This window comes from Pseudoduganella sp. UC29_106 (assembly GCF_044055365.1).
Classification (GTDB): Bacteria; Pseudomonadota; Gammaproteobacteria; order Burkholderiales; family Burkholderiaceae_D; genus Rugamonas.
On sequence record NZ_CP171977.1, the window covers coordinates 7,252,149 to 7,264,690 of the forward strand.

A 12,542-nucleotide genomic window follows, 5' to 3' on the forward strand; every position below is an offset into this window, starting at 1 on the left:
GGACTGATGCTCAAGGTTCTTCTACGCCAAACCAAAACCGCATCGCTCTCGGCCGAGGATGCGGAAACGGTCGTGCGCAGCTTCGCCGCAGCCAAGGTGCTGGGGAAGGAAGGCAAGAACCTGCTGATCGATTTCGATCCCTGCGAGCTGGAGGCGCTGCGCCAGCGCCTGCCGGGGTGGCTGGCGGTCGAGCAGGGCCCCCCAACCCCGGTGCCCGACACCTGCCTGCATCCGGATAAACCGGCTTAGAACTCTTCCCACTCGTCCGTTTGCGGAGCAACCGCGACGCGTTTCGTGCTGCCGGTCGCCGTCCGCGCGGGCTTGGCCGCCGGCGCTGCCGTCTGCCGTACCGGCGCCGCCGGCTTCGCCAGGCGCGCCACCGCCGCCGCTTTCGCTACCTTGGCCACCGGCGCCGCCGTCACGTGTCCCGTCTTGAAGAAGCCCACCACCGACGCCAGGCTGGCCGCCTGTTCCTGCATGCTCTGCGAAGCCGCCGCCGCTTCCTCGACCAGGGCGGCATTCTGCTGAGTGACCTCGTCCATCTGCGCAATAGCGGAGTTGATCTGTTCAATGCCCAGCGTCTGCTCCTGCGAGGCGGACGTGATCTCGCCCATGATGTCCGTCACGCGCTGGATGCTGGTGACGATATCGCCCATGGTCTGGCCGGCGTCGTTCACCAGGCGCGAACCTTCGTCCACATTCGCCACGGAAGCCGAAATCAGCTCCTTGATTTCCTTGGCCGCCGCTGCCGACCGCTGCGCCAGGTTGCGCACTTCGGTCGCCACCACCGCGAAGCCGCGGCCCTGTTCGCCGGCGCGCGCGGCTTCCACGGCAGCGTTCAGCGCCAGGATATTAGTCTGGAAAGCGATTCCATCGATGACAGAAATAATGTCGACGATTTTTCGCGAGGAGTCGTTAATCGTGCCCATCGTCGTCACCACCTGGGACACGATATCGCCGCCCTTGGTGGCCACTTCCGAAGCACTGGCGGCCAGCGTGTTGGCCTGGCGCGCATTGTCCGCATTCTGCTTCACGGTGGAGGTGAGTTCCTCCATCGACGAAGCGGTTTCCTCCAGTGAGGACGCCTGTTGTTCCGTGCGGGAGGAGAGGTCCAGGTTGCCGGCCGCGATTTCGCTCGAAGCCGTGGTGATCGCATCGGTGCCGCTACGCACCTGGGACACCACATTTAGCAGCGCATCATTCATCGCTTTCAGCGCCTTCAGCAGGCGTCCCGTTTCATCGCCGCGCGAAGTTTCGATGCGAGAGGACAGGTCGCCCGACGCCACCGTCTCCGCCACTTCCACCGCTTCATTGATCGGCGCCGTGATCGAGTGCGTGATGAACCAGGCCACGGCGGCGCCAATCAGCACGGCCAGCGAACCAAGGGCGATCAGCATGGTCTGCGAGCTGGAATAGACGCTGTCCACTTCCGTGCCTGCTTCCTCCGCCTGCTTGGCCTCGTAGGCGATCAGCGTGTCCAGCGCCTGCAGGGCCTTCACCTGCACCGGGCCGGATTCCTTCAGCAGGTACTCGGTCGCATCCTGGATCTCGCCATCCTTGCGCAGCTGGATCAGCTTATTGTTCGTGGCCGCGCCGGTCTTCAGCGCTTCGTCCACGGCGGCCATCAGCTCTTTCTCCTTGTCAGTGGAGATCTTGCTGGCCAGGACGTCCTTGGCCTTGCCATACTTCTTGCGCGCTTCCGCCACTTTCGCCAGCTCGGCTTCCATCTGCGGCGTGCTGGGCACGACCACCATGGTCGTCAACGCCAGCGTGATGTTGCGGACGTTGTCGACCATATCATTGGCGGCCGCCATTTTTACATTCTTGTCCGTCACGATATCGTGCGTGCGGCTGCCGATGCGGGACATGGCGCCCAGCCCCATCCCCAGTATCACCACCAGCAGCGCAAGCACCGCAGCAAATCCCAGCCCAAGCCGGGCACCGATCTTCAGATTGGCAAACGACATTGATTTCCCCGTAGTCTTTTGTGAAAGAGGGCTCTCGCTATCCCTCGAGCCCTAATTCTCCCCAATTAACGCGCGGTTTTTCGGTTGTTTTGCCTAATTGAAAACGGATTTTTAGCTACTTGTCGTCCAGCAACAACGGCTTGTCAATCAGCCAAAGTTGACCAGATAAGCGTGGGCGTGGACTTCTGGCATAGAATAGGGCCGTGAGGATAGCAGGGGAAAACCGTGAAACGTGACCTGCCGATGGAAGGAAAGGAATGGCTGCTGCGGCGGAACTGTTCGCTCACGCCGGGGCAGCTGGGTGTCGCCTACGCGCTGATGTGCGTGTTCTCTTTCGGCGTGGCCGCCGGCTTCACGCTGGCCGGCTTGTGGCACATCCTGATTTTCACCGCGGTCGAAATGGCGGCCGTTGCAGCCGCCTTCCTCTACTACGCGCGCCACGCCACAGACTATGAGCACATCGTCCTCGCCGACGGCAGCCTGCTGATCGAGCAGGTCAGCGCCGGCCATATGCGCAGCGTGAAACTCGATACCTGCTGGCTGCGCATGCATGCACCGGAGCGCCCCGGCGAGTTGATCCACCTCGAATCGCGCGGAGTGGCCGTGGACATCGGCACCTTCGCCACCGCCCCCCACCGCCGCGCGCTCGCCCAGGAGCTGCGCTACGCCATCACGCACACTTAAAAGCGATAGCCGACGCCGACGCCAAGCAGCACCGGATCAACGCGCACCGCGCTCGCCTTCACGCCGCCGATCAGCACATCGCTGCGCAGGCGCATCTTCTTCACATCCAGGTTCAGTGACCAGTTGCCGGTCAGCTTCACATCCACGCCCGCCTGGACGGCCAGGCCCACGCTGTCATGCTCCAGGCTAGCCGCGCCGTTCAATAACCTGTTCTTCGAGAAGGTGGTCCAGTTCACGCCCGCGCCCACGTAAGGATCGAACTGCGCACCGGGCAGGAAATGGTATTGCGCCAGCAGGGTAGGCGGCAGGTGGCGGAAGGTGCCGATCGATTTGCCGTCCAGGTAAACATCGTGTTTTTGCGGGTACGTAAGCACCAGTTCTGCCGCGATATGCTGCGTGAAAAAGTAGGAAATATCTACTTCTGGTATCGTCCTGGAACTCACGCTGAGCCGGTCGGAAGCGCCCGCGCCGGCTACGGGGTCGGACTTGTCCGCCGTGTCGATGTGCACCGCGCGCGCCCTTACCAGCCAAGGGGTTTCAGCCACTGCATTCAGGGACAGCGCGCCCAGGATCATCGTCATCACTACTCGTTTCATGTCATTCCTCTGTCGTATTAACGAGTGAAAGTCTATTGACGCAGCGCAGCAAAATCTTTGATACAAATCAAAATTGCCCAAATGAATACGCGTATCAAAATTCCGGAGTAAGATGCGCGCTTAACCCACCTTTGGAGGCCGGCATGAAGCTAAACGTCAATGGACAAGTGCGTGAGTTCGAGGCGGAGGAGGACACGCCGCTCCTGTGGGTATTGCGGGAACAACTGGGCCTCACCGGCACCAAGTACGGCTGCGGCGTGGCCCAATGCGGCGCCTGCACCGTGCATATCGACGGCGAAGCGACCCGCAGCTGCGTGCGCCCCGTATCCACCGTTGACGCCAACGCGAAGATCGTCACGATCGAAGGCTTGTCCAAAGATGGCTCCCACCCGGTGCAGAAAGCCTGGGCCGCGCTGGACGTGCCGCAGTGCGGCTTCTGCCAGTCCGGCATGATCATGGCCGCCACCGCGCTGCTGAAGCAGAAACCGAAACCAACGGACGCCGATATCGACGCGGCCATGTCCAACATCTGCCGCTGCGGCACCTACAACCGCGTACGCAAGGCCATCCACGTTGTGGCGAAGGGCGGCGACGTGAAGAGCGCTGGCCTGAACATCGTTGAAGGGAGCAAAGCATGAGCCAGATCGCATCGCCATCGCGCCGCAGCTTCCTGGGCAAGTCCGCCGGCGCCGCCGCTGGCCTGATGTTCGGCTTCCATATCCCGTTTGACGCGATCGCGCAGACCGCCACGGCACCTGAAATCAACGCCTGGGTCGTGGTCAAGCCCGACGACACCATCGTGATCCGCATCGCCCGCTCCGAAATGGGCCAGGGCACGCTGACCGGCCTGGCCCAGCTGGTGGCCGAGGAGCTGGACGCCGACTGGTCCAAGGTCACCACCGAATACCCGACGCCCGGCCAGCAGCTGGCGCGCAACCGCGTGTGGGGCAGCTTCTCCACCGGCGGCAGCCGCGGCGTGCGCGAGTCGCACGAATACGTGCGCAAGGGCGGCGCCGCAGCGCGCATGATGCTGACGCAGGCCGCCGCCACGCAATGGAATGTGCCCGTCGCCGAATGCCTGGCCGAAAAGAGCGTAATCACGCACAAGCCGTCCGGCCGCAAGCTGACGTATGGCGCCGTGGCCGATGCCGCCGGCAAGCTGCAGGCGCCGGTCGACGTCAAGCTGAAAGACCCGAAGGACTGGAAGCTGGCCGGCAAGCGCCTGGCGCGGCTGGATACCGTCGACAAGACCACAGGCAAACAGATTTACGGCATGGACCTGACCATGCCCGGCATGCTGAACGCAGCGATCAAGGATTGCCCCGTCTTCGGCGGCAAGGTCAAGAGCTTCGACGCCGCCGCCATCTCCGGCAAGCCCGGCGTGAAGAAGGTGGTGCAGATCGGCGACTCCGCCGTGGCCGTGATCGCGGATACCTGGTGGCGCGCCCGCAGCGCGCTCGATGCGCTGCCGATCGAATGGGACAAAGGCCCCAACGCCGGCCTGCAGCAGGCGGACGTCAACAAGATGCTGAAGGAAGGCCTGGACGCGACTGAAGCAGCCGTCGGCAACAGCAATGGCGACGTGAAGTCCGGCCTGGCCGGCGCCGTGCGCAAAGTTGAAGCCGTCTACAGCTACCCGCACCAGAACCACGCCACGATGGAAGTGATGAATGCCACCGCCAAGTGGACGCCGGAGCGCTGCGAAGTGTGGACGCCGACCCAGAACGGCGAAGCCGCGCTGGCCGCTGCGTCCGAAGCTGCCGGCCTGCCGCAGAACAAGTGCGAGGTGTACAAGCTGCACCTGGGCGGTGGCTTCGGCCGCCGCGGCGCCGTGCACGACTGGGTGCGCCAGGCAGTATTGATCGCAAAAGAAATGCCAGGCACGCCAGTCAAATTGATCTGGACCCGTGAGGAAGACATGACCCACGGCCGCTACCACCCGATCACCCAGTGCAAGATGACCGCCGGGCTGGATGCGAAGGGCGAGGTAACGTCGCTGCACATGCGCATCTCCGGTCAGTCCATCCTCGCTGCGATTTTCCCGCAGAACGTGAAGGACGGCAAAGACCCGGCCGTGTTCCAGGGCCTGAACGCGCCCGGGCCGGAAGCCTCCATCGGCTACAGCGTGCCGAACCTGCTGATCGACCACGCCATGCGCAACCCGCCCACGCCGCCCGGCTTCTGGCGCGGCGTGAACCTGAACCAGAACACCGTCTACCTCGAATGCTTCATCGACGAAGTGGCCCACGCCACCAAGCAGGACCCGCTGGCGCTGCGCCGCAGGCTGATGAAGGACCATCCCAAGCACTTGGCGGTGCTGAATGCCGTGGCCGAGAAGGCCGGCTGGGGCAAGCCGCTGAAGAAGGGCGTCTACCGCGGCATCGCGCAGACCATGGGTTTCGGCAGCTACGTGGCTGCGGTGGCCGAGGTTTCGGTCGACAAGAAGACCGGCAAGCTGAAGATCCACCGCATCGTCGCCGCCACCGACCCAGGCTACGCCGTGAACCCGCAGCAGATCGAAGCCCAGGTTGAAGGCTCCTTCGTGTACGGCCTGTCCGCCGCGCTGTACGGCGAATGCACGCTGAAGGACGGTCAAATCGAGCAAACCAACTTCGACACCTACAACGTGCTGAAGATGGACGAGATGCCGGCCGTGGAAACCATCGTGATGCCAAGCGGCGGCTTCTGGGGCGGCGTAGGCGAGCCAACCATCGCCGTCGCCGCACCGGCCGTGCTGAACGCCATCTTTGCCGCCACCGGCAAGCGCATCCGCGACCTGCCGCTGAAGAACCACAGCCTGAAGGCATAGCATGCCCTCAACCCGAGGCGTGAACCAGGTGTCTGCCACATCGTGGCAGACACCTGGTTCACGCCTTTGGTTTCTGCTGGCCTACCTGCTCTTCACCAACACCCAGGCACAGGACAACCCCGTCCCCGGCGCCACCGCCGGTGACGCAACGCGCGGCCGTGCCATCGTCGCCAACCGCCAGCTCGGCCTCTGCCTGCTCTGCCACACCGCCCCGATCCCCGAAGAACAATTCCAGGGAAACCTCGCACCCGACCTGGCCGGCATCGGCGACCGCTACACCGCCGCCCAGCTGCGCCAGCGCATCGCCGACTCCAGTCAGCTGAACCCGCATACCATCATGCCTTCCTATTTCCGCACGGACGGCCTCACGCGCGTAGCCCCATCCCACAAGGGCAAGCCTATACTGACAGCACAGCAAATCGAAGACGTCGTCGCCTACCTGCAGACACTACGAAGCAAATGACCATCACAAGACGCCACCTGCTAGCCGCAATCCCCCTGCTGGCGCTGGTCAAACCGGCAGCCGCCACGCCGGAAAGCATGTCCGCAGCGGTCAACGCCTTCACCGGCAACAAGCTCCCCAAAGACGGCAAGCTCACTTTCGACATCGCAAAACTGATCGACAACGGCAACGCGGTTCCGATCACGATCCGCGTGGACAGCCCCATGACCGAGCAAGATCACGTAACGGACATCGCCATCTTCAACGAAAAGAACCCGCTGCCCGAAGTCGCCAGATTCACGCTCGGCCCGCGCGCCGGCAAGGCCGAGGTCTCCACCCGCATCCGCCTAGCCACCTCGCAAAAGCTCACCGCCATCGCGCGCATGAACGACGGCAGCTACTGGCAGCAAACGGTCGACGTCATCGTCACCCTGGCCGCCTGCATCGAAGGGGAGGCCATGTAATGCCCGCCCGCGCCCTGATCCACATGCCCGCCAGCGCCCGGCCCGGCGAAGTGATCGAAATCCGCGCCCTCATTGCGCACCCGATGGAAACCGGCTTCAGGGCCGGCAACACAGGCGGCGTGCTCCCGCGCGACATCATCCGCAGCTTCGTCTGCAAATACAACGGCGTGCAAGTGTTCGCCGCCGAGCTGCATCCGGCGATGTCCGCCAACCCTTACATCGCCTTCTTCACCCGCGCCACCGAAGCCGGCACCCTTGAATTCACCTGGACCGGCGACAACGGCTTCGCCCAAACCGAAACCGTCCAGTTGACAGTCGCGCCATGAATCCGTCCATCCTCCTGTGCGCCGCTGTCCTTGCCGCCACACCGACGGCAAACCCAGGTGTCAGCCACGATGTGGCTGACACCAGCTTTACGCCGTTGGTTTTAAATGGCCGCCGCTCCGGCGCCGACTACATGAGCCCCAGTACCCAGGCCATGCAGCGCGACGACACCCAAAACCCCGCCATGCTCTGGGTCGCAACCGGCGAGCAACTCTGGCGAACCACCGCCGGCGAATCCAACAAATCCTGTGCCTCCTGCCACGGCGATGCCCAAGCCAGCATGAAAGGCGTCGCCGCCCGATTCCCCCGATTCAGCAAAGCCGCCGGCCACGTCATCACGCTAAGCGATCAAATCAACCAATGTCGAAAAGGCGCCCTGAAAGCGCCCCCCTTCAAAGCCGAATCCGAAGACCTGCTGGCGCTGGAAGTCTTCATCGCCAGGCAATCCCGCGGCATGCCAATGAATCCACCAACCGACGCCAACACCGCCGCCTCCGCATCGCGCGGCCAAAAACTCTTCACCACGCGCATGGGCCAGATCAACCTCTCCTGCGCCCAATGCCACGACGACAACGCCGGCAAACGTCTCGCCGGAGCGCCCATCCCGCAAGGCCACGCCAACGCCTATCCCATCTACCGGCTCGAATGGCAATCTATCGGCAGCCTGCAAAGGCGTCTGCGCAACTGCATGAACGGCGTGCGCGCCGAAGTCCCGCCGTACGGAGCACAAGACCTGATCGACGTCGAGGCATACCTCGCGCTGCGAGCCAAAGGCATGCCACTGGAAACCCCCGGAGTCCGTCCATAAAGGAGCCAACGATGAAGCGAACCGCCACCATCCTGCTCGCGCTCTGCGCCACAACCGCCAGCGCCGCCGACGCCATCAAACCCGGCGCCCGGCTCGCATCCACCTGCGCGGGCTGTCACGGCACCAACGGCGCCACGCAAGGAACCTCCTTGCCGCCCCTCGCCGGCCAGCCCAAAGACGCCCTCCTGACGAAACTCAAAAACTTCAAAACCGGCGCCACCCAAAGCACGATCATGACCCAGATCGCCAAAGGCTACACCGACGAGCAGCTCGAAACCCTCGCCGCCTACTTCTCCAACCAGAAGAAATAAGGAGCCCGCCATGGACCGTCGCCAATTCCTGCAAGCCGCCGGCGCCAGCGCGCTCGTTGCCACCACCGGCTGCGCCAGCATCGCCACCAAAGCCAAGCCCCAGGTCGTCGTGATCGGCGGCGGCTACGGCGGCGCCACCGCCGCCAAATACGTGCGCATGTGGAGCGAAGGCAGCATCGACGTCACCATCGTCGAACCCAATGCCAGCTTCGTCTCCTGCCCGCTCTCAAACCTCGTCCTCGGCGGCAGCAAAAAGATCGCCGACCTCACGCGCGGCTACGATGGCCTCGTGCGCAACCACGGCATCAAGCTACTGAACGACGGCGCCTCGCGCATCGACGCCGAAAAGCGCGTCGTCACGCTGCTAAGTGGCGTCACGCTCAGCTACGATCGCCTCATCGTCAGCCCCGGCGTCGAATTCCTGTGGGACCAACTGCCCGGAATGAAGGCCGAAGGCGCGCAGGACAAGATCCTCCACGCCTGGAAAGCCGGCCCGCAAACCGTCGCCCTGCGCGCGCAACTCGAAGCCATGCCCGACGGCGGCGTCTACGTAATGACCATCCCGCCGCAGCCCTACCGCTGTCCGCCCGGCCCTTACGAGCGCGCCTGCCAGATCGCCCACTACTTCAGCAAGCACAAACCGAAGTCCAAAGTGCTGCTGCTCGACGCCAATGAGGACGTGGTCAGCAAACCGGCCCTATTCAAAAAAGTATGGAAAGAGCGCTACCCCAACATCATTGAATACCGCCCCAGCTTCCGCACGGTCGACATCGACGTCGCCGCCAATACCGCCATCTCCGAACTGGGCGACAAAGTAAAGGCCGACGTCCTGAACGTGATCCCCCCCCAACGCGCCGGCGCCATCGCCGCCGAAACGGGCTTGGCCAATATGAACAAGCGCTGGTGTGAAGTCAGCTTCCAGACCTTCGAATCCACGCAAGCGAAAAACATCCACGTGATCGGCGACGCCATCCAGACCTCGCCGCTGATGCCCAAGTCCGGCCACATGGCCAACCAGCACGCGAAAGTCTGCGCCGCCGCCGTAGTTGACCTCCTGAGCGGACGCACGCCCGATCAAGCCCCCATCATCAACAACACCTGCTACAGCTTCATCAACGACAAGGAAGTCATCCACGTAGCGAGCGTGCACTCCTGGAACGAAGAAAAGAAAACGCTGCTCGTCGTCCCCGGCAGCGGCGGCCTCTCATCCGGCCCCAACGAACTCGAAGGCGCCTACGCCACCGGCTGGGCCGCCAACATCTGGTCCGACATGCTGTCTTAGGTGCCAGGCACGAAATGTTACACGGCCCCAGCCGTTGCTTTGATCGATCGCAATAACTGAACCTTCGACGATGTCAGCATGAGGGGGCGGAAGTATTTCCGCCTTCGGAGGAAGCCTCATGCTGCAAGCCCTTTGCACCACTCAGTTCGACAATTGGATCTCACGCTTGAAGGACCGCTACGTAAAGGAGCGCGTCTTCAGCCGGATTGCGCAGGCAAGGGCGGGCAACGAAGACGTCTGGCAAGCGGCCGGCGCCAGCGTGTTCGAATTGCGCGGCCAGGGATATCGAATCTACTTCACCCGAGTGGGGACCAAGCTCATATTGCTCTTAGGGGGCGTGGATAAGACGAGCCAGAAGCGGCACCTGCTGTTGGCCAGCAGGCTGGCGTACGACCTCAGGAAACGCCATGGATCTTGAAATCAGTGAGTGGGACACGGCACGGTACCTCGAAACCAGGGATGATATTTATCGCTATCTGCTGGCCTGTCTTGAAGAAGTCGGACTCGATGCAGCGGCCCTCACCGTCGCGCTGAACGACATTGCGCGATCAAGGGGCTTAGCCGAAATCACCAGCGAAATCCCATCGGCCCGCCAATCCCTGGATGCTTTCCTTCGTCACCAGATCAGTCCCGATATCCAGGCCGTAGCGACAATGCTTGCACAGCTCGGCTTTCCGATAGCGGCCAAGCCAATTTGAGAACATGGGAGCCACATGCCCACGCAGATAAACGACCGCCTCGCCCGCGCGCGGCTGCTCGCTCACGTGACCAAGGCCAGAAAGGGAGGCGATATGTCCGAAGATTGGGATGGTGCAGAGTACCTGGAATCGAAAGAAGATATCTACCTCTACCTGCGGGCCTGCTTCGACGAAGCCGGCACCGACTCATCGCTCATCACGCTCGCCCTGGCCGAAATAGCCCGTTCAAAAGGCCTCGCCGAAATCTCGCGCGAAACCGGCATCGCACGCGCAAGCCTGAACAACGCCCTGTCCGGCGAGGGCGATCCCAGCCTCGCCACGATCGCGCTGATTTTGAAGTCGCTGGGCATGCAGCTCACCGTAAAGCAACTGCGTCCTTGAGCCGACGCCACCAGGAGGACGTATGGACAAGCTGCTGCCCTACTATGAACAAGAACTGAGCAAGCTTCGCCAGGCCAGCCACACCTTTGCCGACCGACACCCGCAACTAGCCGCGCGCCTCGAGCTCTCAGGCGAAACCAGCGCCGACCCCGAAGTCGAACGCCTGATCCAGTCAGTAGCCCTGCTCAACGCCCGCACCGCAAGCCACATCGACGACCAGCACGCCGACCTCACCTCCTCGCTGCTAACCGAACACCAGTCCCTGCGCTCAATTCCCTCCTGTGCCATCGCTCAAATCGACTTCGGCAACGCCAGGCCAAACACCATCAGCAACACAACGCGCATCCCACGCGGCACGATGCTCAAGTCCCCCGGCAGCACGCCCTGCAAATTCCGCACGGCCTACGACATCCACATCGCACCCATCACCATCAGCGACGCGCGCATCGCCCCCATCGACGTTCCCGCAGTCCTGCGCCTGCCGCCGAACGCCGCCGCCTCGCTGCGCGTGACCATCGAAAGCACGTCATCCAGCAAGCTGCTGCAAAGCGACGAACCGCTGCGCGTCCACATCAGCGGCGCCCCAGCGCAAGCCGCCGCGATCATGGACATGATCCTCCTGCGCACATTGTGCGTCTGCGTGCAGTTGGATGAGCAGTGGACGCTCTTGCCCACGTCCCCCTTCTGTCAGGCCGGGATGAGCGAAGCCGAAGCGCTGCTGCCCGAAACGTCAGCCGCGTCGTGCTACCGCCTGTTGACCGAATACTTCTGCTTCCCCGAGAAATTCAACTTCATCGACATCGACCTGGACGCGATCACCAGCCTCGCCCCGCGCAGCCACCGCCTGACCCTGCACCTGATCCTCCCGGACTACCCGCATCCACGCGCGCTCTCGCGGGACAATCTACGCCTCGGCTGCACGCCCATCATCAACCTCTTCCCCCACCGCGCGTCGCCCATCAAGCTGGACCCGTCCGCCACCGAATACACGCTCACGCCCGACCAGTTGCCCGAAGTCGCCTGCGAGATCTATAGCATCGATAAGGTCTCCTTGCTGCGCCGCGCATCCGGCGATGGCAGGGCACCTGAATTCGCGCCCTTCGACATGCCCTCGCCGGGCAACATCCACTGGTCCGCTACCAGCTCGGGCAGCGGCTACGAACATGCGCTATCGCTTGTCGAACGGAGCTGCACACCTGCCCGCCTTGGCTCCGGCACACTGGCCGTGCACCTCACCTGCAGCAACCGCAACTTGCCGAAATCCCTCACCTGCGGCGCCAAAGGCGGCGACCTGGCGACAGAAATCAACACCGCCGGCCTGCCCATCTACCTCCTCGAGAAGCCCACCGCCACGCAACACGTCGCCGCCCACAACGCCCACTGGCCACTGATCGCCAGCCTCACCCGCGCGCCCACATTGCCGACCTGATCGACTTCCTCCGCCTCCACGCGCCGCCCACCAGCACGTCCGCCCAGCACCTGCTCCAGGGACTGCGCGCACTAAGCTGCCAGCCCGCCAGCGCCTGGATCAACACCCGCTACCTGCGCGGCAGCGAGTTCCATCTGACCGTGGACGAAGAGACATTCACAGAGCAAAGCATCTACACATTCAACCAGATTCTGAGCCGCTATTTTCGACAGCATATCCACTACAACCGATATGCGCAGTTGATCATTAAGTCGACCAGCGCTGAGCAACTTCTGCTTCGGAGCGCGCCTGCGATCGGTGAGTGTGCCTTGATCTGATTCGCAGGGCTTGGCCTCCTGATCCGGTGC

At 63.1% G+C, this 12,542-nt stretch carries 17 protein-coding genes; 15 read left to right on the top strand and 2 right to left on the bottom strand.

Features of this window, described 5'->3' with window-relative positions:
• Window positions 1-6: 6 nt before the first annotated feature.
• Window positions 7-249, top strand: coding sequence for a hypothetical protein (locus ACHMW6_RS35920; protein ID WP_395404508.1), 243 nt, complete (start codon window positions 7-9; stop codon window positions 247-249).
• Here the strand turns inward: ACHMW6_RS35920 and ACHMW6_RS35925 are convergent.
• On the bottom strand, window positions 246-1,967 hold the full coding sequence (locus ACHMW6_RS35925) for a methyl-accepting chemotaxis protein (RefSeq protein ID WP_395404510.1): 1,722 nt from the start codon (window positions 1,965-1,967) through the stop codon (window positions 246-248). The two genes, ACHMW6_RS35920 and ACHMW6_RS35925, sit on opposite strands and share 4 nt — an antisense overlap.
• A 225-nt stretch (window positions 1,968-2,192) precedes the next feature.
• Between ACHMW6_RS35925 and ACHMW6_RS35930 the strand changes: the two genes are divergently transcribed.
• A complete protein-coding gene (locus ACHMW6_RS35930; protein WP_395404512.1) occupies window positions 2,193-2,651 on the top strand; it encodes a DUF2244 domain-containing protein in 459 nt (152 codons plus the stop codon).
• Here ACHMW6_RS35930 and ACHMW6_RS35935 read toward each other — a convergent pair.
• Window positions 2,648-3,247: an OmpW family protein gene (locus tag ACHMW6_RS35935; protein ID WP_395404514.1), complete on the bottom strand. Its 600-nt coding sequence runs from the start codon at window positions 3,245-3,247 to the stop codon at window positions 2,648-2,650. The genes ACHMW6_RS35930 and ACHMW6_RS35935 overlap by 4 nt on opposite strands.
• Window positions 3,248-3,390: 143 nt before the next feature.
• Here ACHMW6_RS35935 and ACHMW6_RS35940 point away from each other — a divergent pair, with 143 nt between their 5' ends.
• The 13 genes from ACHMW6_RS35940 to ACHMW6_RS36000 all read left to right on the top strand — a co-directional run bounded on the left by ACHMW6_RS35940 (window position 3,391) and on the right by ACHMW6_RS36000 (window position 12,512).
• Window positions 3,391-3,885 carry a (2Fe-2S)-binding protein gene (locus ACHMW6_RS35940; protein ID WP_395404516.1) on the top strand — a complete coding sequence of 165 codons (495 nt, stop codon included), beginning with the start codon at window positions 3,391-3,393 and terminating at the stop codon, window positions 3,883-3,885.
• Complete coding sequence (locus ACHMW6_RS35945) at window positions 3,882-6,056, top strand: molybdopterin cofactor-binding domain-containing protein (protein ID WP_395404518.1); 2,175 nt, start codon at window positions 3,882-3,884, stop codon at window positions 6,054-6,056. Before ACHMW6_RS35940 ends, ACHMW6_RS35945 begins: the two co-directional genes overlap by 4 nt.
• A 1-nt stretch (window position 6,057) precedes the next feature.
• Window positions 6,058-6,519, top strand: coding sequence for a sulfur oxidation c-type cytochrome SoxX (gene soxX / locus ACHMW6_RS35950; RefSeq protein WP_395404520.1), 462 nt, complete (start codon window positions 6,058-6,060; stop codon window positions 6,517-6,519).
• Window positions 6,516-6,962 (top strand): SoxY-related AACIE arm protein, encoded by a 447-nt coding sequence (locus ACHMW6_RS35955; protein WP_395404522.1) that lies wholly within the window; start codon window positions 6,516-6,518, stop codon window positions 6,960-6,962. Before soxX ends, ACHMW6_RS35955 begins: the two co-directional genes overlap by 4 nt.
• Window positions 6,962-7,288 (top strand): thiosulfate oxidation carrier complex protein SoxZ, encoded by a 327-nt coding sequence (soxZ, locus tag ACHMW6_RS35960; protein WP_395404524.1) that lies wholly within the window; start codon window positions 6,962-6,964, stop codon window positions 7,286-7,288. The genes ACHMW6_RS35955 and soxZ overlap by 1 nt, the downstream gene beginning before the upstream one ends.
• The gene (gene soxA / locus ACHMW6_RS35965) at window positions 7,285-8,094 is read left to right on the top strand and encodes a sulfur oxidation c-type cytochrome SoxA (RefSeq protein WP_395404526.1); all 810 of its coding nucleotides are present in this window, start codon (window positions 7,285-7,287) and stop codon (window positions 8,092-8,094) included. Before soxZ ends, soxA begins: the two co-directional genes overlap by 4 nt.
• 11 nt (window positions 8,095-8,105) lie before the next feature.
• Window positions 8,106-8,405: a c-type cytochrome gene (locus ACHMW6_RS35970; protein WP_395404528.1), complete on the top strand. Its 300-nt coding sequence runs from the start codon at window positions 8,106-8,108 to the stop codon at window positions 8,403-8,405.
• Between the two features lie 10 nt (window positions 8,406-8,415).
• Complete coding sequence (locus ACHMW6_RS35975) at window positions 8,416-9,687, top strand: FCSD flavin-binding domain-containing protein (protein WP_395404530.1); 1,272 nt, start codon at window positions 8,416-8,418, stop codon at window positions 9,685-9,687.
• A gap of 118 nt (window positions 9,688-9,805) precedes the next feature.
• The gene (locus ACHMW6_RS35980) at window positions 9,806-10,105 is read left to right on the top strand and encodes a type II toxin-antitoxin system RelE/ParE family toxin (protein WP_395404532.1); all 300 of its coding nucleotides are present in this window, start codon (window positions 9,806-9,808) and stop codon (window positions 10,103-10,105) included.
• Window positions 10,095-10,385, top strand: coding sequence for a DNA-binding protein (locus ACHMW6_RS35985; protein ID WP_395404534.1), 291 nt, complete (start codon window positions 10,095-10,097; stop codon window positions 10,383-10,385). The genes ACHMW6_RS35980 and ACHMW6_RS35985 overlap by 11 nt, the downstream gene beginning before the upstream one ends.
• 15 nt (window positions 10,386-10,400) lie before the next feature.
• A complete protein-coding gene (locus ACHMW6_RS35990; RefSeq protein ID WP_395404536.1) occupies window positions 10,401-10,766 on the top strand; it encodes an addiction module antidote protein in 366 nt (121 codons plus the stop codon).
• 22 nt (window positions 10,767-10,788) lie between these two features.
• Window positions 10,789-12,195, top strand: a complete 1,407-nt coding sequence (gene tssF, locus ACHMW6_RS35995; RefSeq protein WP_395404538.1) for a type VI secretion system baseplate subunit TssF — start codon at window positions 10,789-10,791, stop codon at window positions 12,193-12,195.
• 50 nt (window positions 12,196-12,245) lie between these two features.
• Window positions 12,246-12,512, top strand: coding sequence for a type VI secretion system baseplate subunit TssF (locus ACHMW6_RS36000; protein ID WP_395408792.1), 267 nt, complete (start codon window positions 12,246-12,248; stop codon window positions 12,510-12,512).
• Window positions 12,513-12,542 lie beyond the last annotated feature (30 nt).